The sequence below is a fragment of the Ensifer sp. 22521 genome, from assembly GCF_052044795.1.
Lineage (GTDB): Bacteria > Pseudomonadota > Alphaproteobacteria > Rhizobiales > Rhizobiaceae > Ensifer.
Map to the genome: position 1 here is coordinate 84,462 of NZ_JBQENM010000010.1, position 24,994 is coordinate 109,455.

23 protein-coding genes are annotated in these 24,994 nt (G+C 63.4%); 13 read left to right on the forward strand and 10 right to left on the reverse strand.

Annotated elements, in window-relative coordinates; all coding sequences use genetic code 11:
- The first annotated feature begins 17 nt into the window (after positions 1–17).
- The 6 genes from ACTJKE_RS17010 (at position 18) to ACTJKE_RS17035 (ending at position 6,242) form a co-directional block, all read left to right on the forward strand.
- Positions 18–743, forward strand: coding sequence for an ABC transporter permease (locus ACTJKE_RS17010; protein ID WP_057248145.1), 726 nt, complete (start codon positions 18–20; stop codon positions 741–743).
- Positions 740–1,564, forward strand: a complete 825-nt coding sequence (locus ACTJKE_RS17015) for an ABC transporter permease (RefSeq protein ID WP_058329033.1) — start codon at positions 740–742, stop codon at positions 1,562–1,564. Before ACTJKE_RS17010 ends, ACTJKE_RS17015 begins: the two co-directional genes overlap by 4 nt.
- A 1-nt stretch (position 1,565) precedes the next feature.
- Positions 1,566–2,735 (forward strand): M20 aminoacylase family protein, encoded by a 1,170-nt coding sequence (locus tag ACTJKE_RS17020; protein WP_058329034.1) that lies wholly within the window; start codon positions 1,566–1,568, stop codon positions 2,733–2,735.
- A 315-nt stretch (positions 2,736–3,050) separates the two neighbouring features.
- Positions 3,051–4,472 (forward strand): cytochrome ubiquinol oxidase subunit I, encoded by a 1,422-nt coding sequence (locus tag ACTJKE_RS17025; RefSeq protein ID WP_112947173.1) that lies wholly within the window; start codon positions 3,051–3,053, stop codon positions 4,470–4,472.
- On the forward strand, positions 4,462–5,466 hold the full coding sequence (gene cydB / locus ACTJKE_RS17030; RefSeq protein ID WP_058323579.1) for a cytochrome d ubiquinol oxidase subunit II: 1,005 nt from the start codon (positions 4,462–4,464) through the stop codon (positions 5,464–5,466). Before ACTJKE_RS17025 ends, cydB begins: the two co-directional genes overlap by 11 nt.
- 467 nt (positions 5,467–5,933) lie before the next feature.
- Complete coding sequence (locus tag ACTJKE_RS17035) at positions 5,934–6,242, forward strand: chorismate mutase family protein (RefSeq protein ID WP_057248140.1); 309 nt, start codon at positions 5,934–5,936, stop codon at positions 6,240–6,242.
- 34 nt (positions 6,243–6,276) lie between these two features.
- Here ACTJKE_RS17035 and ACTJKE_RS17040 read toward each other — a convergent pair whose 3' ends face one another.
- Both ACTJKE_RS17040 and mscL read right to left on the reverse strand, forming a co-directional pair.
- Positions 6,277–7,443 carry a pyridoxal phosphate-dependent aminotransferase gene (locus ACTJKE_RS17040; protein WP_058323581.1) on the reverse strand — a complete coding sequence of 389 codons (1,167 nt, stop codon included), beginning with the start codon at positions 7,441–7,443 and terminating at the stop codon, positions 6,277–6,279.
- Between the two features lie 207 nt (positions 7,444–7,650).
- On the reverse strand, positions 7,651–8,079 hold the full coding sequence (gene mscL, locus ACTJKE_RS17045) for a large conductance mechanosensitive channel protein MscL (protein WP_057248138.1): 429 nt from the start codon (positions 8,077–8,079) through the stop codon (positions 7,651–7,653).
- A gap of 262 nt (positions 8,080–8,341) precedes the next feature.
- Here mscL and ACTJKE_RS17050 point away from each other — a divergent pair, with 262 nt between their 5' ends.
- Positions 8,342–11,845, forward strand: coding sequence for a PAS domain-containing hybrid sensor histidine kinase/response regulator (locus ACTJKE_RS17050; RefSeq protein WP_058329036.1), 3,504 nt, complete (start codon positions 8,342–8,344; stop codon positions 11,843–11,845).
- 67 nt (positions 11,846–11,912) lie between these two features.
- Here ACTJKE_RS17050 and ACTJKE_RS17055 read toward each other — a convergent pair whose 3' ends face one another.
- Both ACTJKE_RS17055 and ACTJKE_RS17060 read right to left on the reverse strand, forming a co-directional pair.
- Positions 11,913–12,563, reverse strand: a complete 651-nt coding sequence (locus ACTJKE_RS17055) for a response regulator transcription factor (RefSeq protein ID WP_058329037.1) — start codon at positions 12,561–12,563, stop codon at positions 11,913–11,915.
- Between the two features lie 81 nt (positions 12,564–12,644).
- A complete protein-coding gene (locus tag ACTJKE_RS17060; RefSeq protein ID WP_057248135.1) occupies positions 12,645–13,064 on the reverse strand; it encodes a hypothetical protein in 420 nt (139 codons plus the stop codon).
- Positions 13,065–13,233: 169 nt separating this feature from the next.
- On the opposite strand from ACTJKE_RS17060, the gene ACTJKE_RS17065 reads away from it, so the two are divergent.
- Together ACTJKE_RS17065 and ACTJKE_RS17070 are read left to right on the forward strand one after the other, a co-directional pair.
- Positions 13,234–13,581, forward strand: a complete 348-nt coding sequence (locus ACTJKE_RS17065) for a DUF952 domain-containing protein (protein WP_058323584.1) — start codon at positions 13,234–13,236, stop codon at positions 13,579–13,581.
- On the forward strand, positions 13,578–14,663 hold the full coding sequence (locus ACTJKE_RS17070) for a quinone-dependent dihydroorotate dehydrogenase (RefSeq protein ID WP_058329038.1): 1,086 nt from the start codon (positions 13,578–13,580) through the stop codon (positions 14,661–14,663). The genes ACTJKE_RS17065 and ACTJKE_RS17070 overlap by 4 nt, the downstream gene beginning before the upstream one ends.
- On the opposite strand, the gene ACTJKE_RS17075 is transcribed toward ACTJKE_RS17070, so the two are convergent.
- The 3 genes from ACTJKE_RS17075 to ACTJKE_RS17085 form a co-directional block, all read right to left on the reverse strand.
- Complete coding sequence (locus ACTJKE_RS17075) at positions 14,639–15,994, reverse strand: MATE family efflux transporter (RefSeq protein ID WP_058329039.1); 1,356 nt, start codon at positions 15,992–15,994, stop codon at positions 14,639–14,641. The genes ACTJKE_RS17070 and ACTJKE_RS17075 overlap by 25 nt on opposite strands.
- Positions 15,995–16,324: 330 nt before the next feature.
- Complete coding sequence (locus tag ACTJKE_RS17080) at positions 16,325–16,828, reverse strand: CAP domain-containing protein (RefSeq protein ID WP_058329128.1); 504 nt, start codon at positions 16,826–16,828, stop codon at positions 16,325–16,327.
- A 2-nt stretch (positions 16,829–16,830) separates the two neighbouring features.
- Entirely contained in the window at positions 16,831–17,097 is a 267-nt protein-coding gene (locus ACTJKE_RS17085; protein WP_057248131.1) for a DUF6460 domain-containing protein, read from the reverse strand.
- A 162-nt stretch (positions 17,098–17,259) separates the two neighbouring features.
- On the opposite strand from ACTJKE_RS17085, the gene ACTJKE_RS17090 reads away from it, so the two are divergent.
- The 4 genes from ACTJKE_RS17090 (at position 17,260) to pdeM (ending at position 22,475) form a co-directional block, all read left to right on the forward strand.
- Complete coding sequence (locus ACTJKE_RS17090) at positions 17,260–18,198, forward strand: methyltransferase (protein WP_058329040.1); 939 nt, start codon at positions 17,260–17,262, stop codon at positions 18,196–18,198.
- Positions 18,199–18,304: 106 nt separating this feature from the next.
- Positions 18,305–18,940 carry a YitT family protein gene (locus tag ACTJKE_RS17095; RefSeq protein ID WP_065372333.1) on the forward strand — a complete coding sequence of 212 codons (636 nt, stop codon included), beginning with the start codon at positions 18,305–18,307 and terminating at the stop codon, positions 18,938–18,940.
- A 175-nt stretch (positions 18,941–19,115) separates the two neighbouring features.
- The gene (locus ACTJKE_RS17100) at positions 19,116–21,662 is read left to right on the forward strand and encodes a ligase-associated DNA damage response DEXH box helicase (protein WP_162764741.1); all 2,547 of its coding nucleotides are present in this window, start codon (positions 19,116–19,118) and stop codon (positions 21,660–21,662) included.
- Between the two features lie 87 nt (positions 21,663–21,749).
- Positions 21,750–22,475, forward strand: coding sequence for a ligase-associated DNA damage response endonuclease PdeM (pdeM, locus tag ACTJKE_RS17105; protein ID WP_057248128.1), 726 nt, complete (start codon positions 21,750–21,752; stop codon positions 22,473–22,475).
- Between the two features lie 48 nt (positions 22,476–22,523).
- Here the strand turns inward: pdeM and ACTJKE_RS17110 are convergent, their stop codons facing one another.
- The 3 genes from ACTJKE_RS17110 to ACTJKE_RS17120 all read right to left on the reverse strand — a co-directional run bounded on the left by ACTJKE_RS17110 (position 22,524) and on the right by ACTJKE_RS17120 (position 24,687).
- Entirely contained in the window at positions 22,524–22,760 is a 237-nt protein-coding gene (locus ACTJKE_RS17110) for an Lrp/AsnC ligand binding domain-containing protein (RefSeq protein WP_034797129.1), read from the reverse strand.
- A 200-nt stretch (positions 22,761–22,960) separates the two neighbouring features.
- The gene (locus tag ACTJKE_RS17115) at positions 22,961–23,761 is read right to left on the reverse strand and encodes a TIGR02186 family protein (protein ID WP_057248127.1); all 801 of its coding nucleotides are present in this window, start codon (positions 23,759–23,761) and stop codon (positions 22,961–22,963) included.
- Positions 23,761–24,687 (reverse strand): sulfite exporter TauE/SafE family protein, encoded by a 927-nt coding sequence (locus ACTJKE_RS17120; RefSeq protein ID WP_057248126.1) that lies wholly within the window; start codon positions 24,685–24,687, stop codon positions 23,761–23,763. Before ACTJKE_RS17120 ends, ACTJKE_RS17115 begins: the two co-directional genes overlap by 1 nt.
- Between the last annotated feature and the right edge of the window lie 307 nt (positions 24,688–24,994).

Sequence of the window (24,994 nt, forward strand, 5' to 3'; positions counted from 1 at the left end):
CCATCGGAGTACGACGCATGGCTGCGGATTCCCTCATCAATTGGGGCCTGCTCTCGCTCAACGCGCCCGGATGGGGCGGCGTGTTGCTGCAGGGCTTTTTCAACTCCATCCAGATCGCCGTCGGCGGCTTCACGCTCGGCCTGGCACTCGGCATCGGCGGCGCCTTCGGCAAGCTCTATGGCGGTCCGGTGCTGCGGGATCTGCTTGAATGCTACACCACGGTGGTGCGTGCGGTGCCGGAACTGGTGCTGATCCTGCTGCTCTATTACGCCGGCACCGATCTTCTCAATCAGGTGCTGGCGCTCTTTGCGATCGGCCCGGTCGACATCAGCGGCCTGATGGCCGGCATCTTCGTCATCGGCGTCGTCCAGGGGGCTTACTCGACCGAAGTCTTGCGTGGCGCGATCAAGGCGGTGCCCGCCGGACAGATCGAAGCGGCGCGGGCCTATGGCATGTCGCCGACCAAGGTCTTGAGGCGTATCACGCTGCCGGCGATGCTGCCCTATGCCATTCCCGGTCTTTCCAATCTCTGGTTGATCGCCACCAAGGACACCGCCCTTCTCGCTGTCGTTGGCTTCAGCGAGCTGACGCTGGTCACGCGCCAGGCGGCCGGCACGACCAAGGCATACCTGCTGTTCTTCCTTGCCGCCGGCGCGCTCTATCTGGCGCTGACACTCGTGTCCAACGTCTTCATCGGCATGCTCGAACGCCATGCCCGACGCGGCTTTGCGGTGCAGCGATGACCAACGAAACCACCCACGCCGTTGCCTTCACGCCCGAGGACCTGCCGACGGCTCGGAGCTTCTTCGTACCGCATCGCATCGTGATGATGCTGGTCTTCGCCGCCTTCGTCGTCGCCGTTGCCGTCTTCATGCGCTGGGACTGGCTGCCGCGTTATCTGCCTCGGCTTGGCTGGGGCATTCTCGTCAGCCTCGTGATGCTGTTCAGTACCGCGATCCTCGGCTTCCTGCTGGCGGTGCCGATCGGCCTCGTGCAGGTGACAGGCCCTTGGTTCCTGAAACTGCCGGCCAAGGTCTTCTGCACTGTCATTCGCGGCACGCCGCTGCTCCTGCAGCTCTGGCTGCTCTATTACGGGCTCGGCTCGCTGTTTCCGCAGTTTCCGGCGATCCGCCAGTCCTTCCTCTGGCCCTATTTGCGCGAGGCCTGGCCCTATGGCGTGGCGGCACTCACCGTCTCGTTTGCCGCCTATGAGGGCGAGGTCATGCGCGGCGCCTTTGCCGGCGTGCCGCCGGGCGAGCTGGAGGCGGCCAAAGCCTATGGCATGAGCCCCTGGACGATGTTCCGGCGCATCTGGCTGCCGCGCGCCATCCACCGGGCGCTGCCGACGCTGAACGGCGAAACAGTGCTGCAGCTCAAATCGACGCCGCTCGTTGCCACCGTGACCGTCGTCGACGTCTATGCAGTGATCTCCAAGGTCAGGCAGGAAACCTTCCTCACCTACGAGCCGCTGCTCCTGCTGGCGCTCATCTACATGTGCCTCACCGGCATTCTGGTGGTGGCCTTCCGCACATTCGAAAATCGCATCCCAACCCGTGGCGCCTGACATGAAGCTTTCCCCCTCGATCACCAACGCCATGCCGGAACTCGTTGCCATCCGCCACGATCTGCATGCCCATCCGGAACTTGGATTGGAGGAGAAGCGCACCTCCGCCTTCATCGCCAAGCATCTCGAAAGCCTCGGCTATGAAGTGACGACGGGTCTCGCCCAAACCGGCGTCGTCGGCACGCTCCGGAACGGCACGAGCGGGAGATCAATCGGCATTCGCGCCGATATCGATGCGCTGCCGATCCTGGAAGAAACCGGTCTCGACTATGCCAGCAAGACCGCAGGATTGATGCACGCCTGCGGTCACGACGGCCACACGACCATGCTGCTCGGCGCGGCGCGGGCGCTCGCCGAGCGGCGCAATTTCGACGGAACGATCCACCTGATCTTCCAGCCGGCCGAGGAGAACTTCGGCGGCGCCAAGATCATGATGGACGAGGGCCTGTTCGAGAAGTTCCCCTGCGACGCGGTGTTTGCGCTTCACAACGAGCCGGGCCTGCCCTTCGGCCGGTTTGCCCTCCGGGAAGGCCCGATCATGGCGGCCGTCGACGAGGCGCGCATCACCGTTCACGGCCGCGGCGGGCATGGCGCGGAACCGCAGGAGACGGCCGATCCGATCGTCTGCGGCGCCTCGATCATCATGGCGCTGCAGTCGATCGTCTCGCGCAACATCCACCCGATGGACCCCACTGTTGTCACCGTCGGCGCCTTCCATGCGGGTTCCGCCAGCAACATCATTCCTGAGCGTGCCGAGATCGTCGTCGGCATCCGCTCTTTCGAGCCTGATGTCCGCGACGAACTCGAACGGCGCATCCGCATGATCGCCGAAGCGCAGGCCGTGAGCTTCGGCATGCGCGCGACGGTCGACTACCAGCGCAGCTACGATGCGACGATCAACCACAAGGCCGAGACCGACTTCGTGCGCGATCTCGCAGTACGCTTTGCTGGTGCCGACAAGGTCGTCGATCTCGCCCGTCCCTTCATGGGCAGCGAGGATTTCGCCTATATGCTGCAGGAAAAGCCGGGGACCTATTTTTTCCTCGGCTCGAAAGTCAGCGACGACGACAAGCCGCTGCACCACCCGGCCTACAACTTCAACGACGACCTGCTGCCGATCGGCGCCGCCTTCTGGACCGAGCTTGCCGAAGCCTATCTCCCGGTCCGCTGACGCCGTCCCGGCAACCCTTTGATCGATTGCCGGTCGCCTGCTTCGCTCTCTGGTGAAACTCCGTCCAATATGCCGCAGCGCAACATTGCCGCAGTGTGACAACGTGGCGGACGCGCCGTCATTGACGTTTGGCAAATTTGGCGCAGATTCAAGCGCGTGCTGAGAAGCCGGGGCCAACACCGAAAACGCCCCGACGGACGGCCAAGAAAAGTCCCCTGATCGACGATCGATCATGGGACGAATGATGCAGCAGCCAGAGCGATACGGCCACGCGTCAGCGACGCGCGTTGCCGTATGTCTGAAAGGATTGCGCCCGTGTTTGAGAGTTTCGATGCGACCCTGCTCGCTCGCTTCCAGTTTGCCTTCACCGTCTCCTTCCACATCATCTTCCCTGCTTTTTCCATCGGCCTTGCAAGCTACCTCGCGGTACTGGAAGGTTTGTGGCTCCTGAAGAAGGACGGGGTCTACCTCGAACTCTTCCACTTCTGGAAAACGATCTTCGCGGTCGCCTTCGGCATGGGTGTGGTCTCCGGCATCGTCATGTCCTACCAGTTCGGCACCAACTGGAGCGTCTTTTCCGACAAGGCCGGGCCGATCATCGGGCCGTTGATGGGCTACGAGGTGCTGACCGCCTTCTTCCTCGAAGCGGGCTTCCTCGGCGTCATGCTCTTCGGGCTCAACCGCGTTGGGCCAAAACTGCATTTCCTGGCCACAGTCATGGTCGCCATCGGCACGTTGATTTCCGCCACCTGGATCCTTTCGGCAAATTCCTGGATGCAGACGCCCGCCGGTTTCGCCATGAACGAATCGGGCCAGTTCGTCCCGGTCGACTGGTGGGCGATCGTCTTCAATCCGTCCTTCCCCTATCGCCTCACCCATATGGTGCTTGCCGCTTACCTCACGACCGCCTTCGTCGTCGGCGCCTGCGGCGCCTGGCACCTCATCCGCAAGACGGCGCCGCGCCGCGCCCGCAAAATGTTCTCGATGGCGATGTGGATGGCGGCGATCGTCGCGCCCATCCAGATCTTTGCCGGCGACATGCACGGCCTCAACACGCTGGAGCACCAGCCGGCCAAGGTGATGGCGATGGAAGGCCACTACCAGAGCCATCCGGATGGGGCGCCGCTGATCCTTTTCGGCATTCCGAACTCGCCCGAAAAGCGCGTCGACTATGCCATCGAGGTTCCAAAACTCTCCAGCCTGATCCTGAAGCACGACCTCAACGCGCCGCTCGCCGGCCTCGATACGATCCCGGAAGAGCTGCATCCGCCCGTCGGCATCGTGTTCTGGTCCTTCCGGGTGATGGTCGGCCTTGGGTTCGCCATGCTCGGCATCGGCCTCTGGTCGCTCTGGTGTCGTTACCGCGGCACGCTCGACAGCAATGTCTGGCTGCATCGGGCGGCAGTCGTGATGGGCCCGGCCGGCTTCGTCGCCGTGCTCGCCGGCTGGGTCACCACCGAAGTCGGCCGCCAGCCCTACACGGTCTACGGCCACCTGCTGACAGTGAACTCGGTGGCGCCGATCGCAGCCCCTGCCGTCGCCGCCTCGCTGATCGCCTTTATCATCGTCTACTTCTTCGTCTTCGGCGCCGGCACCTTCTACATCCTGAGGCTGATGGCGCGATTGCCGCGTGATCCGATGCCGGATCTCGACGAAGGGCCGCTGCGCAGCTCCGGCATCATGCCAGGCCCCGCCATCGCCAGCACCAGCACTCATGGAGGTCGTCATGGAGTTTGATCTGCCGTTCATCTGGGCCGCCATCATCGCCTTTGCGGTGCTCGCCTATGTCATTCTCGACGGCTTCGACCTCGGCGTCGGCATCCTCTTCCCGTTCTTCCCGGAGAAGCACGACCGAGACGTGATGATGAATTCCGTCGCGCCGGTCTGGGACGGCAACGAAACCTGGCTGGTGCTCGGCGGCGGCGGTCTGATGGCGGTGTTTCCGCTCGCCTATGCGACGATCCTGCCGGCACTCTACGCCCCTGTTATCGCCATGGTCATCGGCCTCATCTTCCGCGGCGTCGCCTTCGAATATCGCTGGCGCACCAGGCGCGCCGAATATCTCTGGAACTGGGCTTTCTCGGGCGGTTCGATGCTCGCCGCCTTCGCGCAAGGCATCACGCTCGGCGCGCTCGTCCAGGGCATCCCCGTCGAGAACCGCGCCTATGTCGGCGGCTGGTGGGACTGGCTGACGCCCTTCTCGATCATGACCGGCGTCGCCGTCGTCGTCGGTTATGCCCTGCTCGGCTCCACCTGGCTGGTCATGAAGACCCATGGCGACCTCGCCGACCGCGCCCGCGACCTCGCGCTCAAGTGCTCGTTCGGCACCGTCGCCGCCATGGGCATCGTCAGTCTGTGGACTCCGTTCCTGGAGCCGCAATATCTGAAGCGCTGGTTCGGCTTTCCGACGGCGATCTTCAGCGTCATCGTGCCAGCCCTCGTTCTCGGTTGCCTGTATGCGCTGATCACAGGAATTCGCAACAGGCACGACAGCCGGCCGTTTCTTGCGGCGCTCGGCCTGTTCGTGCTCGGCTATGCCGGCATCGGCATCAGCTTCTACCCCTATATGGTGCCGCCATCGCTGACCATCTGGGATGCGGCGGCGCCTGAGGAGAGCCTGTCCTTCCTGCTCGCCGGCGCGCTGGTGCTGGTGCCGATCATCCTCGCCTATACCGGCTATTCCTATTGGGTGTTCCGCGGCAAGGTCGATCCGGAGGAGGGTTACCATTGACTGATGAAACCGGAACCGGCCGCAAGCTTCTCTGGTTCGTGGGCCTGTGGTGCGCCGGGGTGGCAGCCGTGACGATCGTCGGCCTCGCGATCAAGCTAATGATCGGAACATGATCGATTCTCTTAAGTTCGAGCGAGATGCGGGCGGAAAACCGCATACACTTTTCCTCATCCCGCTCTAAAAAGCCTCGCTCAAGCTTGGCCGGCTAACTTCCCTCAACACGTCAGCAGGCGATCGCCGCAGACGGAGACAGGACCGCACCCTCCTCCCCTGCCCAGCGATCGCCTGCTGAGGTGACCACTGTCACCGGTCGCATGCTGCGACCCTGTTGCCCCTTCTCATTGAGCTCATCGTTTGTTAGCAGTGCGCCGCAAGAGCGCTCCGCTTGCCCAGAGCCGAGGGACGCTCGAACACCTGGACCTGCGCTTGGCCACGACGGCCATGCACCAGGCAATCGGACGAGACAGATGCAAAAGACCCCCGCGCAATGCACCACCATGGCCGACGTGCGTGCCGAAATCGACCGGCTCGACCAGGCGCTGATGACGCTGTTTGCCGAACGCTGGGGCTATATCGACCGGGCGGCCGAGATCAAACGGCCGCTGAAGCTGAAGGCCGACATTCCGGCGCGGGTGATGGAAGTGCGTGAGAACGCCCGCAAGAACGCCGCGAGCTACAACCTCGATCCTGACTTCTACGAGGACATCTGGGCGCGGCTGATTGGCCACGCAATTGCCCATGAGCAGAAGCTGCTCGGCGAAACCGGCGACGAATAGCGTCGCCGTCTTCGATCGCCCTTCCTGGCAGAAGTCAGCGCCCGAGGATGTATCGCTGCAAGCGGGCCGCCGCTTCCTTCACCTGGGCCGGGTCGCGCAGGAAGCAGGCGCGCATGAACAGCGAACCACCATCGCCAAAGGCGGTGCCGGGCGCCAGGCCGACGCCCGTCTTGTCGACGATATCGATCGCGGCCGCGCGCGAATCCGTGACGCCATCGATCTTCAGGAACGCGTAGAGCGCTCCATCCGGCTTCAGCGTTTCCACCCGGTTGGTAGCGATCAGCGCGTCGCAGAAGACGTCACGGTTGCTGGTCGCCTTGGCGACATTCGCGTCCAGGAAGGCATCGCCCTCGTCAAGCGCCACGACGGCACCGCGCTGCATGAACTGGGCGACGCCTGACGTCGAATATTGCACCAGGTTCTCCAACACCTGCCCCATCTCCGGCGGGGCGACGATCCAACCCACCCGCCAGCCGGTCATCGACCAGTTCTTCGAGAAGGAATTGACGAAGAGGATCCGGTCGCCCTCTTCCATGACATCGAGGAAGGACGGCGCGCGGGCGCCGGCATAGTAATAGAGCGCGTAGATCTCGTCGGCGATGATCCACAGACCATGCTTGCGCGCCAGCGCCAGGATCGCGGCCAGTTCTTCCTTAGTCGCGGTCCATCCCGTCGGGTTCGACGGCGTGTTGATGAACAGTGCCCTGGTCTTCGGGCCGATCGCCGCTTCCAGTCGATCGAGATCGAGCTGCCACTTTCCGTGTTCAAAGCGCAGTTCGACGGAAACTGGACGGACGCCAGAGAGGTCAGCGGCAGCGGCAAAATTCGGCCAGGCCGGCGTCAGCAGCACCATCTCGTCTCCCGGCGAAGCGATCGCCTCGATCGAGAGCTTGATTGCCTGCATGCCGGAGCCGACGACGTAGAAATTTTCGGGCGAAAGGGCTTTCTGGAAACGCCGCTGATAGTAGCGCGACAGCGCCTCGCGCAGCGGCGGGATGCCGCGCTGCCAAGTGTAGAAGGTCTCGCCGGCGGAAAGCGCCTCGCGTGCCGCATCGCTGATAAAGGCCGGCGTCGGCAGGTCGCCTTCGCCGACCCAGAGCGGGATCAGGCCGTCGCGCCCGCGGGCATAGTTCACCACCTCGACGATGCCGCTTTCGGGCGCCGCAAGTGCGCGGGGGCTGATGGTGCTGAGGATGGTCATCGGCGGGCTCCGGAGGCACGACGGTCCCGCGCCGGATCGCCCGGGAGCATCGTGAAAGATTCCAATGGATTAGAGCGGAAATGGACCGCTCCAGACTGCCCATCGCTTCTAGCCGCTTTCGCTTCTGCGATCACGCGACTTTATCTGACCGGTTTATCGATTTCTGTGATGTTTCGCGGCCCCGCCAGAACGGGGCCGCGAGAAGCCTCAGGCGCGCTGTTTCAACAGGTCGCGGATTTCCGAGAGCAGAAGGATATCTTCCGGCGGTGGCGCGGCCGGTGCCTCGTCCTTCTTCTTCTCGATCGACGCGCGCATGCGGTTCACGGCCTTGATCATCAGGAAGATGATCCAAGCGAGGATCAGGAAGTTGATGAGCACGGTGATGAAGTTGCCATAGGCAAAGACGGCGCCCTGCTGACGGGCAGCGGCGAGAGACGTCGCCGTGACGTTGGCCGACAGCGGTAGGAAGTAGTTGGAGAAGTCGAAACCACCACCGGTCAGCGCACCGACGATGGGCATCACGAGGTCTTCGACGACCGACGTCACGATCTTGCTGAAGGCGGCGCCGATGATGACACCGACCGCGAGGTCCATCACGTTCCCGCGGGCAATAAACTCCTTGAACTCATTCAGCATACGTCTCTCCGTATTATCCCCGTTTAAAACGACCGCCGGCGCTGTCCCGCGCTGCAACCGTTTACGGAAACTAAACCAAAGCGGGCAGCGAGAAAACCTTTCTTTGCCTTTGGTCAAACCACGCCTGCCAAAAGAAGGATCAAACTCTCTTCCGCATCCGGCAGACCATTTTCTCTTGCAGCACCTTGGACTTAAGACTCATATGCCGGGCAATTCTCAACCTGGCGGACTTGTCCTATGCTTCGCGTCGGAGGAGTGAGGCATGCTTTCGGGTTCGGTCATCTTTGCCTCGGCCTTCGCCTATCTGCTGCTGCTGTTTGCAGTCGCGAGTTATGGCGACCGGCGGGCCAGGAGGAAAAGCGCTGCGCTGAAAGGCAGACCGCTCGTCTATGCGCTCAGCCTTGCGATCTATTGCACGTCCTGGACCTATTTCGGCGGCATCGGGCTTGCCGCCGAGCGCGGGCTCGAATTCACCGGCATCTACATCGGACCCATCCTGATGTTCACGCTGGGCATGCCGCTGATCCGCAAGATCATCCGCCTTGCCAAGACCGAGAAGCTGACCTCCGTCGCCGACTTCATCGCCGCGCGCTACGGCAAGAACCCGGCCGTGGCGGCGATCGTCGCACTGATCTCGCTGGTCGGTGCCATCCCCTATATCGCATTGCAGCTCAAGGCGATTTCGAGCTCCGTCGCGGCGATGATCAACACCAGCGACTATGGCATCGGCGCGGGGCAGAGTTTCATCGACCTGCCCCTGCTCGTGACCCTGTTCCTCGCCTGCTTCGCCATCGTCTTCGGCACGCGCCATACGGACGCGACAGAACATCAGGACGGACTGATCCTCGCGATCGCAATGGAATCGCTGGTCAAGCTCGTCGCCCTCGTCACCGCCGGCTTCTACATCGTCTTCGTCATCTTCAACGGCCCGGCCCATCTCTGGTCACTGGCGACCGAGAGCCCGGCGGTGCAATCCGCACTTTCCTATGAAACGCCGACGGCGCGGTGGATCCTGCTGATCGTCACCTCCGCCTTCGCGATCATCATGCTGCCCAGGCAGTTCCATGTGACCGTCGTCGAGAACCGCACCGAAGGGGAGTTGCGTACCGCCGGCATTCTCTTTCCGCTCTATCTGATCGGCATCAATCTCTTCGTGCTGCCGATCGCGATTGCCGGCCTCCTCACCTTCTCGGGCTCCGGCGATGCGGATCTTTATCTGCTGACTCTGCCACTCGCCAACGGCCTGCCGCTGCTGACGCTGATTACTTTCATTGGCGGCTTCTCGGCAGCAACGGCCATGGTAATCGTCGCCTCCGTGGCGCTGTCGATCATGATCTCCAACGACATCGTCATGCCGGTGTTCCTGCGCCGCAATCTCAGCCAGCGCGGCGGGCTTCAGGAAAACCTCGCGGGGACGCTGCTCAACATCCGCCGTTCGGCGATCTTCGTCGTCCTCCTGCTCGGCTATGGCTACTACCGCTCCGCCGATATCAGTGCCGGCCTTGCTTCGCTCGGGCTCCTCTCCTTCGTCGCCATCTCCCAGATGGCGCCGGCCATGCTCGGTGGTCTCATCTGGCGCCAGGCGAATGCGCGCGGCGCGATCACCGGCATGGTCTCCGGCTTTTTCGTCTGGGCCTATCTCCTGTTCCTGCCGAGCCTCGGCGGACCGGACAATTCCCAGGTCGCGGCAACGGTGCTGAGCTTCCTGCTGCCATTTACGGACCTCTTTTCGGGTCCCCGCGCCGACCCGTTGGTGAATGCCACGATGCTGAGCCTGCTCGTGAACTGCAGCGCCTATGTGCTCGGCTCGCTGACCCGGACGCCCAAGCCGATCGAGCGCTTTCAGGCCGGCATCTTCATCACCCGGCGGTCGCGCACCGAAGGCACGTTCCGCGGCCGCAAGACCAAGGTCACGGTGCGCGATCTCAAGGCGACGATCGGCCGCTACATGGGCACCGAGCGCATGCAGCGCTCGTTCCACACCTATGAGCGCCAGTCCGGCCGCTGGCTGGACGACAATGCGCCGGCGGACATGGCCGTCGTGCATTTTTCCGAGCAGCTGCTCGGCAGTGCCATCGGCTCGTCCTCGGCGCGGCTCGTGCTTTCGCTCGTCCTGCAGCGCGGCGACGACACGTCGTCGGACACGGCCTGGCTGCTCGACCAGGCGAGCGAGGCGCTGCAATACAATCAGGATATGCTGCAGACCGCGCTCTCGCAGATGGACCAAGGCATTGCCGTCTTCGACAACGCCAACAACCTGATCATCTGGAACCGGCGCTTCCGCCAGCTTCTCGATCTGCCGGAGGCGGCCGGCCAAGTGGGCTTCCCGCTCGCCGATATCGTTTCGATCCTCACCAAGCGCGGCGATATCCGCAAGGATCAGGAAAAGGGATTGATCGCCAACTTCCTGACGCTGGACAAGCCCTTCCTGCTCGAACTTGGCAATGGCGAACGCATCATCGAAGTGCGCACCAATGCCATGCCCGACAAGGGCATCGTCACCACCTATACCGACATCACCCAGCGCGTTGCCGCCGACATGGCACTGAAGCAGGCGAACGAAACGCTGGAACTGCGCGTCGAGGAACGCACCGGCGAACTGACCCGCGTGAACCGGGAACTCGCCGAAGCGCGGGCGGCCGCGGAAGAGGCCAATATCGGCAAGACGCGGTTCTTCGCCGCCGCCGGCCACGATATTCTGCAGCCGCTCAACGCCGCCCGTCTCTATTCGTCCTCGCTGGTCGAGCGGCTGGGCGATTCCGACAACAGCACGCTCGTCGAGAACATCGATTCCTCGCTGGAATCGGTCGAGGCCATTCTTGGCGCCGTGCTCGATATTTCGCGCCTCGACACCGGCGCAATGAAGCCGCGGCTGCAATCCGTGCCGCTCAACGACCTGCTCCGCCGCATCGAGACCGACTTCGCGCCGATCGCGCGCGCCAAGGATCTCGACCTGGTGGTCATGCCGACCTCGCTGGTCGTGCGCAGCGATCCGAACCTTTTGCGCCGCGTGGTGCAGAACCTCGTTTCCAACGCGATCAAATATACGCTCACCGGCAAGGTGCTTGTCGGCGTGCGCAGGCATGGCGCGATGGCGACGATCGAGGTGCTCGATTCCGGCATCGGCATTCCGTCGTCGAAGTTCCGGACGGTCTTCAAGGAATTCGCACGGCTCGACGAGGGCGCGCGCACCGCTTCCGGGCTCGGCCTCGGTCTTTCGATCGTCGATCGCATCTCGCGCGTACTCAACCATCCGGTCAGCCTGCAATCGACACCGGGCAAAGGCACCGGGTTCAAGGTGACGCTGCCGCTGGACGTAAGCGCCGGCGAACCGGTCGCGGTCCGCCCAGTTGTCCCCAACAAGGCGAGCGAGGCGCTCAACGGCTTGCGCGTGCTCTGCATCGACAACGAACCGCGCATCCTCGAGGGCATGAAAGTGCTGCTTTCGGGCTGGGGCTGCGTCGTCAGCACGGCGGAATCGGTTGCCGCCTGTGCCGAGATGACGGGAGAGCCGGCCGAGAAACCGCACGCGATCATCGCCGACTATCATCTCGACGACGGCACTGGCATCGAGGCAATTGCGAAGATCCGGCTTTCCGCCGGCGAGGCGATCCCAGCCCTGCTGGTGACGGCGGACCGCTCGCCGGAAGTGCGCGCCGCGGCCGAGCGCGATGGCGTTTCGATCCAGAACAAGCCGGTGCGGCCGGCAGCGATGCGGGCGTGGCTGACGCAGCTTTCGACGGCGGCGCGAACGGCTGCGGAGTGAGCGGCTTCGGCGTTGCGGCAACGCGCCTGCGATAGACGAATGCTGCTGCAGTGCTCGATTGACCGCCTCAGGCGGCGGCGACGGTGCCGATCTTCGAAAGCTGGATCACTGCCTGGGTGCGGCTGTCGACATTGAGCTTCAACAGGATCGCCGAGACATGCGCCTTGATGGTCGCCTCGGAGACGCCGAGCTCATAGGCGATCTGCTTGTTGAGCAGGCCTTCGCCCAGCATGCTGAGGACGCGTGATTGTTGCGGCGTCAGCGTCTGGAGCCGCTGGAGCAGATCGGCGACTTCCGGTTCGTATTCCTGCGCCTGGTCATAACCCGCCGGCACGAAGACCTCGCCAGCCATGACCTTCTCGATGCCCTCGCGGATCTCTTCGATACCGGCCGACTTTGAGAGGAAGCCGGACGCGCCGAGGTCGAGCGCGCGGTGGATCGTCGCCGGATCGTCATGGGCGGAAACCACCATGACCGGCAGGCTCGGAAACTCGGCCCGAAGTGCAATCAGGCCGGAAAGGCCGCTGACGCCAGGCATGGTCAGGTCCAGAAGAAGGAGATCGGCATCTGGATAATCGGCTGCCGCCTTGCGCGCGGCGGCGAAATCAGCTGCCTCGACGATGGCGGGCGCGCCGTCCATCCCGCTCAGGGCCTGGCGCATGGCGCCACGAAACAGCGGGTGATCGTCCGCGATGATGATGGTCATGTCCGGCGTCATGTCGCTCCCTCCCAAGAGCCCGGTCTGCGACCTGCGCGCCTCCACGCGCCGATCCGCATCCCGCATGGCCGTTCCGGCGTCTCAGGTCTTCTGCGGCTCCGTCGCGGGGTCGCTGCCTTCGAGATCCTTCACGATATCCATGAACTTACGCATCATTCTTTCCATGATGCCCATTGTCCGGTCAATCTCTTCGTCGGTCGGAAGGTTCGGTTTCGCGACGCTTTCACCGGATTTAACGGCCTTTTCCAAGGTCTCTACCCGTTTGGTCAAAAGCTCGATCTCCAGCTCGAGCGCGGAGCGTTCGTCGGCTGCCATGCGGCAGACGAGCTCGCCGCTCCTTTCCTGGCAGAGCGACACTTCGCCGGTTTGCGTGTCGAGCCGGGCAATGCCGGTCTCGGATTTCTGCATGCTGTAGCGGCCGGGCGCCGGATCCTGCGCCGAGGCGATGCCGGCGAATGCCAGGCCGGCTCCGATCAGAAGTGCGACTGTAGCTTTTCTCATGACGTCCTCTCCGTTGCGGTCCTTGCCAGATGACGCCCGGCACATGAACGGGAAGAGCGAAATCGATCTTCACCAAGGATTATGCGCGAATCGACGTCCTTCTGCGATGGACAATCGCTGATATTTGCGGCAAGGCCACGACAGAAGATTACGGGGGCAGACGGGCACAATGGGTTCCATCATCTACAAGATCGTTCCGGCCTCGCTGTGGCAGGAAGCCAAGCGCAGCGGACGCTTCGACGGCGCACCCGTCGACCTTGCTGACGGCTTCATCCATTTCTCCACCGCCGAACAGGCCGTGGAGACGGCAGCGCGGCATTTCGAGGGACAGGAAGGCCTGCTTTTGGTCGCCGTCGACGGCGACGCGCTCGGCGTGGAACTGGTCTACGAACCCTCGCGCGGCGGCGCCCTCTTCCCGCATCTCTATGCACCCCTCTTCCTCTCCGCCGTGGTCTGGGAAAAGCCCCTGCCGCTTGGCGCCGATGGCTCGCATATCTTCCCGGAACTTGACGCATGAATCCGCTTACCAATCTCGCCCGCCGCGGCCTCTTCCTGTTCGATCCTGAGGCCGCGCACGGCCTGTCGATCAAGGCGCTGAAGACCGGGCTCGTGCCCAGCTGTCCTTCCAAGGCCGACAAGCGGCTTTCCCAGACGGTCGCCGGCATCGAGTTCCCAAACCCGATCGGCATGGCGGCCGGCTATGACAAGAACGCCGAGGTGCCGGAAGCGCTCCTGAAGATCGGTTTTGGTTTCACCGAAATCGGCACCGTCACGCCGAAACCGCAGTCCGGCAACGACAAGCCGCGCATTTTCCGGCTGGTCGAGGACGAGGCCGTCATCAACCGCCTCGGCTTCAACAACGAGGGTCATGGCGCGGCGCTGGCGCGGCTCAAGGCCTGCTCGCGCGCTGCGCTGATCGGCGTCAATATCGGCGCCAACAAGGACAGTGCCGACCGCGTTGCCGACTATGTGAACGGCATTCACGCCTTCTATTCGGTCGCCCGTTATTTCACCGCCAACATCTCCTCGCCGAACACGCCGGGCCTGCGCGACCTGCAGGCGCGCGAGAGCCTTGCCGCCCTGCTGTCCGCCGTGCTCGCCGCTCGCGACGAGGAAGCCCGCCGTAGCAACCGGTACGTTCCGGTGTTCCTCAAGATCGCGCCCGATCTGACGGAAGAGGGCATGGACGACATCGCAGCCGAAGTTCTCGCCCACAATCTCGACGGCCTGATCGTCTCCAACACGACGCTTTCGCGCGAAGGCTTGAAGGACCAGAACCAGGCGAAGGAAGCTGGCGGCCTCTCCGGCAAGCCGCTCTTCGAGAAGTCGACGGCGGTGCTTGCCCGCATGCGCAAGCGCGTCGGACCAAATCTGCCGATCATCGGTGTCGGTGGCGTCAGTTCGGCCGAGACCGCGGCAGAAAAAATCCGCGCCGGCGCCGATCTGGTCCAGCTCTATTCCTGCATGGTCTATGAAGGCCCTGCGCTCCCCGGCCGCATCGTGCGTGGCCTTTCCGATCTCTGCGACCGTGAGCGGATCAGCTCGATCCGCGATATCAGAGACAGCCGCCTCGACTACTGGGCCGGCCGGAAGGTCTGACGCGCCTTCGAGGGAATTCTCGAAAGCAGGAACAGGCCGCGCAGCAGCAGGAAAAGATTGAGGCCGGCCCAAAGCCCGTGATTGCCGAAGACGGGCACGAGCACAGCCAGCACCGCCGCGTAGCCGACAAAGGCCGCGACCATCATGTTGCGCATCTCGCGCGACCAGGTGGCGCCGATGAAGACGCCATCCATCAGAAAGGCGAGCGCGCCGGTAGTCGCAGTGACAGCCGCCCAGGGCAGATACTCGTAAGCGGCCGCGCGGACATCGGCGGCCGTCGTCAACAGATTGATGAGCCGATCGCCGAAAAACAGAAGGACGATGGTGGTGACCAAGGCGAGCCCCAGCGACCAGGCAGCCGTCAGGCGTAGCGCGCGATCGAAGGCTGGCCGGTAGAGGGCACCGATCGAGCGGCCGATCAATTGCTCGGCGGCGTTGGCGAGGCCGTCGAGATAGTAGCCGGCGACCAGGAAGATCGTCATCAGCACCGCGTTTGCCGCAAGCGTCACCGGCCCAAAGGCCGTGCCGATGCGCGTCATCAGCGTGAAGGCAGCGAGCAGCACGAAGGAGCGGATCATGATGTCGCGGTTGAGGCCGAAGAGCGGCTTCAATCGTTCGCGATCGAAGATCAGCGCCCAGCTCGGCGCATCCTTGCGGTCGAAACGGCCATAGACGATCGCAAAGCCGGCAAGCGCCCCGATCACCTCGCCTGTGACGGTGGCAAGCGCGACCCCCATCACCCCCCAGCCAAGGACGAGACCGAGCAGGATCGACAGCACGATGTTGATGCCATTGATCAGCGTCTGCAGCATCAGACCGATGGTGCCTTCGCCGCGGCCAAGCACGAAGCCGAGGACGGCGTAGTTCGCAAGGGCTGCCGGTGCCGAAATGATACGACAGAGAAAGTAGGTGCTGGTGACGGCCGCCACCTCCGGCTCAGGTCCCATCAGCCAGAGGCCGCCGGATAACAGAAGAGGCGAAATGAGAACGCTGACCGTGCCGCAGACAAGCGCGATCGTAAGGGACCGCCAGAACACCGCCTGCTGCTCACGTCTGTCACCACGACCGTAGGCCTGAGCAACGAGGCCGGTCGTGCCGGCGCGCAGGAAATTGAAGGTGGTAAAGATCAGGTCGAATATGATGGCGCCGATCGCGAGCCCCGCGAGCAGCGTCGCCTGCCCCATGCGGCCGACAACAGCCGTATCGACCAGGCCCAGCAAGGGCGTCGTCAGGAAGCCGAGCGTCATCGGCAGCGCAATCGCCAGGATCAGCCGATGGGTGACGTGAAAGGCGCCGGCGGGATCGTTCGGCGAGGCGGGAGAGGCGGTCATCGAACGGTCCGGGCGTTATAGGTGAGTGACGACCGTTTTAGGGAAAGTGCATGGGAGGATGCAAGGGACCATGCGCTGTTCAGCGGCGATGAGTGCGTATCTAAGTCTGTGCCTGCCAAAGCCCCTCACCCTAGCCCTCTCCCCGCAGGCGGGGAGAGGGGACGCGCGCAAGCTGAAGCGCCACATCCTGAGCTACCGTCGGCGACAGCTTCAAGCATGGAAATTGCGGGTACGAGCGGGGGCGGCAAGCTGCCTTCTCCCCGCCTGCGGGGAAGGTCCCGGCAGGGGGATGAGGGGCAAAGGTCTAAAGGGATCGGCTGCTAAGCCGGATCAGGCCGACAGCACCATCGCCCAGAACGGGCGGTTGCCGGAGGCGGCGTTCTGGGCGACGGCAACGCCGAGGCCGCGATAGTTGCCGAGCATGTTTTCCAGATGCTTGGGCGACTTGTACCAGGCATCATAGGCGCGTTCGGCGTCGTCCTGGCCCATGGCGATGTTTTCGGCTGCCGGAAGCGTCACGCCCTGGCCCTTCATCCGGTCGTAGAAACTGTCGTTCCAGCCGATCAGATGCTGCATCTTGCCGACCTTGGCCATGCGGGCGGCCTGGTTCATCGCGGCGACCGAGGCCGCGTGGTCCGCCACGAGCTCCGTCAGCCCCTTGCCCTTGCGCAGCTTGTTGACGTAGCCGAGGCTCGCCTCGGTCTGGTCGCTGCCAGTGCCACTATCGGGCGTCAGCAGTTGGGACGTCGTGCAGCCGGCAAGCGCGCCGAGCGAGAGGATGGCGGTTGCACGCAGCAGGCCGCGGCGTTCGATCAAGAGAAACCGGTCGTGCATCATCAGCGCCGGTAGCTCATAACACGCAGGATCACGAAGGCCGGAACGACGATCGCCGCACCGAGCAGCAGATAGTCGCCCACCCGGCCAAGTGCGGCAAAGCCGGTGTACCAGAGGTCGAGCAGGAAGTTGCGGACCGCGAAATAGATGTCGGTCGGATACCAGCCGAAGACGGTCATGACGAAGCCGACGAGGATCGACACCACGACGAGCTTGACCAGCACCCGCAGCGGCGAGTCACCCAAAAATCTGTTCATTCCGTCCGACATCCGCGAACTTCTCCTGTTTGTCTTCACATAAGCCGCGATCGGCAGCGTCGCAAGTCGGCCAGACCTTGCACAGCGCCCAAGCTCTCGGTTTCAGCCAGATTCCGCTTGTGTTTTGCAGCATCCGGCGTCAGAAGCGCTGATCGCAACCGATATCTCACATTGATGACGCTCAACCAGCTCTCCTCCGGCGACCTGATCGCCGACCGCCGCGCCGACTACGCAAAAATGCTTGCCGAAGGCGGCGAGCCCGGAAGTGCTGCCGAACTCATGGCACAGGCGCTGGAACGGGCGCCGGACTGGGCAGCCGGCTGGTTTCGGCTCGCGGACTATGAGGAAAAATCGGGCCGGAAAGAGGCGGCGATCGACGCGCTCAGAAAAACCCTGGCGCTGAGCCCTCAGGACATCTTCGGCGCCGGCCTGAAGCTGGCGCTTCTCGGTGCCGCCGCGGTGCCCGAACAGCCGCCGAGCCTCTATGTCGAGCGCCTGTTCGACGACTATGCCGATCGCTTCGACCAGGCGCTGGTGGAAAAGCTCGGCTACACGGTGCCGCAAAAGCTCGCCGCGCTGATCCAAAGCCACACCGGGGGCCTCATCTTCGAGCATGTGACGGATCTCGGCTGCGGCACCGGCCTCTTCGGCGAACGCATCCGGGATCAGGCGCAATTCCTTGAAGGTTTCGACATCTCCATCAACATGCTCGCCAAGGCCGAGGCGAAATCCACCTACGATCGGCTGGCACGCGCCGATCTTTCGCTCCCGCCGGAAGCTTCCGGCATCTTCGGCAACTTCGCGTCCGCCCGCGCCGATCTCGTCAGCGCCGCCGATGTGCTCATGTATCTCGGCAATCTCGACAGTGTCTTCGACATCGCGCTCCGTCTGCTGGCCGCCGATGGCTACTTCGCCTTTTCCGTCGAGGATGCGGGCGATGGCGTGGAATTTCTGCTGCGCCCCTCGCTGCGCTACGCCCATAGCGAAGCCTATATTCGCGGCCTCTGCACCGCGCACGGGCTGAAGCTGCTGGCCATCGAGCGTACCGTCATACGCATGGATGCCGGCGAACCGGTTTTCGGCATCCTGTTCCTGGCGCGCAAGCCTGCATAAAACGCAAGGCAGAGTCGCAAAAATAAGTCAGCAATACTGACATATTTTTCTTGAATATTGTTGTGCGTTGCAGCATTGCTGCGGCCATCGCAATCGAGGTTTTGCCATGGCTCAGATCAGCAGCGTTTTCGGTATCTGGAACACCAGCCCGACCCGGCATACGGCGGTCGAGGACCTGCAGGGCATCTTCACCGGCAGCCTGATCGCCGCGCTCGGCCTCTATTTTCTCGCAAGTGCCGGCCTGCTCACCGGCAGCACGGCGGGCGTCGCCTTCCTGCTGCACTATGCGTTCGGCATCAATTTCGGTCTTGCCTTCTTCCTGCTCAACCTGCCGTTCTTCTATCTGTCGCTGAAGCGGCTCGGCCCGGCCTTCACCGTCAAGACCTTCATCGCCATCGGCGTGACCTCGTTCCTGACCGACATCCAATCGCGCCTCTTCCAGATCGGCACGATCCAGCCGGCCTGGGCAGCGCTGCTTGGCGGCCTGCTGCTCGGTTATGGCTTGCTCGCGCTCTATCGCCACCGCGCCAGCCTTGGCGGCGTCGGCATTCTCGGCATCTACCTGCAGGAGCGCTTCGGCATTCGCGCCGGCCTCGTGCAGCTTGCGATCGACATGGTCGTGCTCGTCGCCGCCTTTGGGGTGACGACGCCCACGGTGGTCGCCTGGTCGGTGCTCGGCGCGGTCGTGCTCAACCTGTTTGTGGCCATCAACCACCGCGCCGATCGTTACATCGCACTCTAGATCAGTCCAGTCGTCACGCGGAAACGATTGCTGGGCTGTCTCAGGCGACCCTTTCCCGGTGCGTCGACCGGATGCGGAGAGCAGAAGCCGACGGCGATCCAATTTCGAACAGGAGTCAATGTGCCGCCCGGCGGCAGGTCTTCCGGGCTTCTCTTTTGGCAGATTTGATCTACCTTTGTTCTCCGTGAACAGGATCGATTCCAGAGAACCGCAAGGTGATGCCTTGACCTTGCCCGCCCCCTTTCTGCGCTGGTTCGGCGAGAAGGGCTGGCGGCCGCGCGCCCACCAGCTTGAGCTCCTGGCACGCGCCGAGGCGGGGGACAGCACGCTGCTGATCGCACCGACAGGTGCCGGCAAGACGCTTGCCGGCTTCCTGCCTTCGCTGGTCGATCTCACCCGCCGCGGCAAGATCCCGCCCGGCTCCGCCTTCGTCGGCATCCATACGCTCTACATTTCGCCTTTGAAGGCGCTTGCCGTCGATATCGAGCGCAACCTGATGAAACCGGTCGGCGAAATGGGCCTGCCGGTTCGCATCGAAAACCGCACCGGCGACACGCCCACCGCCAAGCGGCAGCGACAGAAGCTCAATCCACCCGACATATTGCTGACGACGCCGGAACAGCTGGCGCTGCTGCTTGCCAATGGCGAGGCGACGCGCTTCTTCAAAGACCTGCGCTACGTCGTCTTCGACGAGCTGCACTCGCTCGTCACCTCGAAGCGCGGCCATCTGCTCTCCCTCGGCCTCGGGCGGCTTCGCCGGCTGGCGCCGCGGCTGCAGACGATCGGGCTCTCGGCAACGGTTTCCGATCCCATGGACCTGCAGCGCTGGCTGGCGCCACAGGAGCCGAACACGAACAATCACGCAGGGCTCGTGCTTGTCGAAGGCGGCGCCAAGCCGCAGATCTCCATCCTCAAGACGGAAGAGCACGTGCCCTGGGCCGGGCACTCGGCGCGCTACGCCATCGCCGATGTCTACGCCGCGATCAAGGAGCACGGCACCACCCTGCTCTTCGTCAACACCCGCAGCCAGGCGGAACTGCTCTTCCAGGAACTCTGGACGATCAACGACGACAATCTGCCGATCGCGCTGCATCACGGTTCGCTCGATGTCGCCCAGCGCCGCAAGGTCGAGGCGGCGATGGCCGAGAACCGGTTGCGCGCTGTCGTCGCGACCTCGACGCTCGACCTCGGCATCGACTGGGGCGACGTCGATCTCGTCGTGCATGTCGGTGCGCCGAAGGGGGCAAGCCGTTTGGCCCAGCGCATCGGCCGCGCCAACCACCGCATGGACGAACCCTCGAAGGCGATCCTGGTGCCGGCCAACCGCTTCGAGGTGATGGAATGCCAGGCGGCGCTCGACGCCAACTATATCGGCGCGCAGGACACGCCGCCGGTCGGCAAGGGCGCGCTCGACGTGCTCGCCCAGCACGTGCTCGGCATGGCCTGTGCCGCGCCTTTCGACCCGCTGTCGCTTTACGACGAGATCACCAGTGCCTCGCCCTATAGGACGCTCGCCTGGGAGACCTTCGAGCGGGTGATCGATTTCGTCGCGACCGGCGGTTATGCGCTGAAGACCTATGAGCGCTACGCCCGGATCCGCAAGACCAAGGACGGGCTCTACCGCGTCTCCAATCCGCTGGTGGCGCAACAATACCGCCTGAATGTCGGCACCATCGTCGAGTCGCCGATGCTGAACGTGCGCATGGTCAAACGCAACCAGCGCGGCTCGCTCGGTCGCGGCGGCATGTCACTCGGCAAGGTCGAGGAGTATTTCCTCGAAATGCTGTCCCAGGGCGACACCTTCATGTTCTCCGGCAAGGTGCTGCGCTTCGAGGGCATTCGCGAGAACGAATGCCTCGTCAGCCAGGCCTTTACCTTTGACCCGAAGGTGCCGAGCTATGCCGGCGGCAAGTTTCCGCTCTCGACCTATCTGGCACAGCAGGTTCGCAGGATGCTCGCCGATCCGGCGCGCCGGGCGGCGCTACCGGAACAGGTGCGCGACTGGCTCTCGCTACAGAAGGACGTCTCGATGCTGCCGCGCGAGGACGAGCTTCTGATCGAGACCTTCCCGCGCGGCAGCCGCCACTACATGGTCATCTACGCCTTCGAAGGACGACTGGCGCACCAGACGCTCGGCATGCTGCTCACCCGCAGGCTCGACCGCGCCGGCTTGAAGCCGCTCGGCTTCGTCGCGACGGATTACTCGCTGGCGGTCTGGGCGCTCGACGACCTCGGCGCCACCTTCAAGCTCAAGCGCGGCGCGCTTGCCGAGCTGTTCGACGAAGACATGCTCGGCGATGACCTCGAAGCCTGGCTGAACGAGTCCTTTCTTCTGAAACGCACCTTCCGCAACTGCGCCGTCATCGCCGGCCTCATCGACCAGCGTCACCCCGGCAAGGAGAAGACCGGTCGGCAGGTGACGGTCTCGGCCGACCTCATATACGACGTATTGCACGCGCACGAGCCGGATCACCTGCTGCTCGAAGCGACCCGCAACGATGCGGCAACGGGGCTTTTGGACATCGCTCGGCTCGGGGATATGCTGAAGCGAATCAAGGGCCACATCACCCACAGGCGTCTCGACCGGATCTCGCCGCTGGCGGTGCCTGTGATGCTGGAGATCGGCAAGGAAATGATCCAGGGCGAAGCGCAGGACTTCCTGCTTTCGGAGGCCGCCGACGACTTGATCCACGAGGCGATGGGCGGTCTGGATGTGGATTGATAGGAAAATGGCTTTGAGAACGAGCAGTCTAACGAATTGGGCCGGTCACTTCCGTCTCGACAGTCAGTCGCGTGCGGGATCGTGACCATGCACCGCCTCGCCCACGCCCTATCAGCTCAGACGACTGCCCCCCTCCTCCACGCCCAGACGATCGTGAACGGCGTCGTCGCGATCTGCGATCCGCTCGGCAGTCTCTACCTGCCCGAGACCGGCACGCTCGTGGTTTCCGACCTGCATCTGGAAAAGGGTTCGGCGTTCGCCCGCCGCGGCATGCTTTTGCCGCCCTATGACACGCTTGCGACGCTGCGCGTGCTGGAGGCGGCGATCGTGCGCCACGACCCGAAACTCGTCATCAGCCTCGGCGACAATTTTCACGATCGTGTCGGTTCGGCCGTGATGCCGGACGCCTTCCGGCACATGATCGCGGCGATGGCGCTCGGGCGCGAGTGGGTCTGGATCAACGGCAATCACGATCCGGATGGCGCCTTCGGGCTCCCGGGCGCCTCGATGGACGAGCTCAACCATGCGGGTCTTGCCTTCCGGCACGAGCCCAAGCGCGGCGATGCCGTTGGCGAGATCGCCGGGCATCTGCATCCGGCGGCAACGGTGGTGAGACGCGAAAGGGCCGTGCGCCGCGCCTGCTTTGCGACGGATGGCACGCGCATGCTGATGCCCGCCTTCGGGGTCACGACCGGCGGGCTAGATCTGCGACACCGGGCCATGACCGGCCTCTTCGACCGCAGCAGGCTGGTCGCCCACATGCTCGGTCGCGACCGGATCTATTCGGTCCGGTTTGCCAATCTGATTGCCTGACGCTTGGGGAAGGCGTGCGGTTCCGTCCGCACACCGCCGACCCCGTGATCAGAACGCGTTGAAGGTCAGCGTCGTCAACGAGCGCGAGATACCCGGCACCGTGGCAATGTTGTCGTTGATGAACTTGCCGATGTCCTGGCCTTCCTCGATGTAGACCTTGATGATCAGGTCGTAGTCGCCGCTGGTCGAGTACATTTCCGAAACGATTTCCTTGCGGTAGATCTCGTCAGCGACCTCGTAGGTCTTGCCGGGAGCGCACTGCAACTGGACAAAAATCGGTTTCATCGAGCTTCCTCTGTCTGTGTGGCGTCGCTTGCCGCTACCAGCGCAAGCATCGCCTTCTCGAACTTCAGCGCGCGTTCGGCGCGGCGTGTTCAGATCAACATGTTCGAGATGCCTGGGTATCTTATCCCTACAGCATCCTGCTGCCCTTTCTTTAAACGCACGCCGGGCAAAAGAAAACGCAGGGTAAGCTCCTGGCCCAACTATTCCTTGCGGAAGATCACGCTGGCACCCCAGCCGGTGATGACTGCGAGCAGCACGGCGACGAGACCGTAGAAGAGCGGTTGCTGATGCGCTGCCTGGGTAATGAACTGTTCCAGACCAGTCTTGACGACACGCAACGGCAGCGCCTTGGCGGCGACGAAGACACCGTCGCGAAAGAGGTAGGCGCGCACCACGTGGACGCCGTTCGGCACGTTCGCCGGCAGGCGCACCGACGCCTTGAACAGGCTCGCACTGATGAACTGCACCCCGCCCGGATCGCGCTCGTAGACGCCACTCGTTTCGCGGATGCGGCGAAAGGCGTTGCGGAACTCGCCGAGATTGCTGCCGTCGCCGACGAAGCCGAGCGGCACCAGCCGCATGTGATCGACGCCGATGCCCATATTGCCCATCTCGCCGGGCGGCGCGATCGTTTCGATGTCGCGCGTGCTCGACAGCGAATAGGATTCCGGCACCAGCTCGAAGGTCATCGACCGCGTGTTTACCCAGATGCCGAAGACGCGCTCCTTCTTGCGCACCGTCGCATTGTCCTTGGGGCCTTCGAGGGACACGATGATGTTGTACCTGCCCTGGGCCAGCAGTCCCTGGTCGAAACCATCGACGGCGCCGAAGATCGTCAGATCCGCGCCGCGGAAATCCGAGGTGATGGCAATCTCGTCGGTGGAGATGCCGATCTCCAGCTTCTCGGTGAAATCGGCGTTCTCGTCCTGCAGTGCCGCATGGGTCGGAGCGGCGACGGCGAGTGCCAGAAGGGCGAGAGCTGTGCGCGCGAACCGGATCATCAGAAGCCGAGCCCCGCTGATACGACCGAATAGATATCCTTCGGCGGAATGACGAGCTCGATCGCCAGACGAATGCCGACGGCAAGGACGAGCAACGCCAAGAGCGCTCGCAATTGTTCGCCGCGCAGCTTCTGGCCGACGCGCACGCCGTATTGCGCGCCGATGACGCCGGCGATCATCAGGACGAAGGCGAGTACGATATCGACGGTATAGTTGGTCGACGCCTGGACGATGACCGTATAGGCCGAGACGAAGACGATCTGGAACAGCGACGTGCCGACGACGACGTTGGTCGGGATGCGCAGGAGATAGATCATTGCCGGCACCATGATGAAGCCGCCGCCGACGCCCATGATCGAGGTCAGGATACCGATGCAGAAGCCGAGGAAGGCAACCGGAATGACGCTGAGATAGATCTTCGACTTCTTGAAACGCATCTTCAACGGCAGGCCGTGCACCCAATTGTGCTGGCCGGGGCGACGCAGGGTCGTCGCCTCGTTCTTGGCGGCCTTGCGCATGGCGACGATGCTTTCCCAAAGCATCAGACCGCCGACAGTGCCGAGCAGCACGACGTAGAGCAGCGAGATCACCAGATCGAGCTGGCCGAGGCGGCGCAGCAGCGAAAACAGCCAGACGCCGACCGTCGCGCCCACGAGGCCACCGCAGAGCAACACCGTGCCGAGCTTGATATCGATGGTGCCGCGCCGAAAATGCGTGATCGCGCCGGATATCGACGAGGCAACCACCTGGTTGGCGCCGGTCGCCACCGCCACGACAGGCGGAATATTGTAGAAGATCAGGAGCGGCGTGATCAGGAAACCACCGCCAACGCCGAACATGCCGGAAAGAAAGCCGACGGCCGCGCCCATACCGAGAATGATGAGTATGTTCACCGACAACTCTGCGATGGGCAGATAGATCGTCACGCCGGGTCCTCGATATGCCAACGGCCCGCAATGCGGGCAAACCGGTTAGTGTGGCAAGCAATTCACCACGAATGAGGGATTATTCGAAAGGCCGGCACCTCTCCCGAGGGCGAGGCGGCTTCCGTCATGCACTCCTGCAGCGTTGCGCTTCCGCCAGGACATGCCAAGGTCACAACCGGACCTTGATTGCTGCATCAGTTCTTCCCTAGCCTGATTCCGATTAAGGAATTATGCAGCAGGCCCGACATTTCAACCTTTTCAGCCACATGGCAGACGGCTTCGCCACCCGCAACCCGTGTCGCCCGGC

Bases quoted from the DNA above. Each gene is read 5' to 3' on its own strand.
- pdeM (WP_057248128.1), top strand. From the start codon at position 21,750: ATGCACCGCCTCGCCCACGCCCTATCAGCTCAGACGACTGCCCCCCTC.
- mscL (WP_057248138.1), bottom strand. From the start codon at position 8,079: ATGCTGAATGAGTTCAAGGAGTTTATTGCCCGCGGGAACGTGATGGAC.
- ACTJKE_RS17015 (WP_058329033.1), top strand. From the start codon at position 740: ATGACCAACGAAACCACCCACGCCGTTGCCTTCACGCCCGAGGACCTG.
- ACTJKE_RS17010 (WP_057248145.1), top strand. From the start codon at position 18: ATGGCTGCGGATTCCCTCATCAATTGGGGCCTGCTCTCGCTCAACGCG.
- ACTJKE_RS17085 (WP_057248131.1), bottom strand. From the start codon at position 17,097: ATGTCGGACGGAATGAACAGATTTTTGGGTGACTCGCCGCTGCGGGTG.
- ACTJKE_RS17070 (WP_058329038.1), top strand. From the start codon at position 13,578: ATGAATCCGCTTACCAATCTCGCCCGCCGCGGCCTCTTCCTGTTCGAT.
- ACTJKE_RS17020 (WP_058329034.1), top strand. From the start codon at position 1,566: ATGAAGCTTTCCCCCTCGATCACCAACGCCATGCCGGAACTCGTTGCC.
- ACTJKE_RS17060 (WP_057248135.1), bottom strand. From the start codon at position 13,064: ATGAGAAAAGCTACAGTCGCACTTCTGATCGGAGCCGGCCTGGCATTC.
- ACTJKE_RS17055 (WP_058329037.1), bottom strand. From the start codon at position 12,563: ATGACGCCGGACATGACCATCATCATCGCGGACGATCACCCGCTGTTT.
- ACTJKE_RS17075 (WP_058329039.1), bottom strand. From the start codon at position 15,994: ATGACCGCCTCTCCCGCCTCGCCGAACGATCCCGCCGGCGCCTTTCAC.
- ACTJKE_RS17115 (WP_057248127.1), bottom strand. From the start codon at position 23,761: ATGATCCGGTTCGCGCGCACAGCTCTCGCCCTTCTGGCACTCGCCGTC.
- cydB (WP_058323579.1), top strand. From the start codon at position 4,462: ATGGAGTTTGATCTGCCGTTCATCTGGGCCGCCATCATCGCCTTTGCG.
- ACTJKE_RS17080 (WP_058329128.1), bottom strand. From the start codon at position 16,828: ATGCACGACCGGTTTCTCTTGATCGAACGCCGCGGCCTGCTGCGTGCA.
- ACTJKE_RS17095 (WP_065372333.1), top strand. From the start codon at position 18,305: ATGGCTCAGATCAGCAGCGTTTTCGGTATCTGGAACACCAGCCCGACC.
- ACTJKE_RS17065 (WP_058323584.1), top strand. From the start codon at position 13,234: ATGGGTTCCATCATCTACAAGATCGTTCCGGCCTCGCTGTGGCAGGAA.
- ACTJKE_RS17090 (WP_058329040.1), top strand. From the start codon at position 17,260: ATGACGCTCAACCAGCTCTCCTCCGGCGACCTGATCGCCGACCGCCGC.
- ACTJKE_RS17050 (WP_058329036.1), top strand. From the start codon at position 8,342: ATGCTTTCGGGTTCGGTCATCTTTGCCTCGGCCTTCGCCTATCTGCTG.
- ACTJKE_RS17040 (WP_058323581.1), bottom strand. From the start codon at position 7,443: ATGACCATCCTCAGCACCATCAGCCCCCGCGCACTTGCGGCGCCCGAA.
- ACTJKE_RS17035 (WP_057248140.1), top strand. From the start codon at position 5,934: ATGCAAAAGACCCCCGCGCAATGCACCACCATGGCCGACGTGCGTGCC.
- ACTJKE_RS17110 (WP_034797129.1), bottom strand. From the start codon at position 22,760: ATGAAACCGATTTTTGTCCAGTTGCAGTGCGCTCCCGGCAAGACCTAC.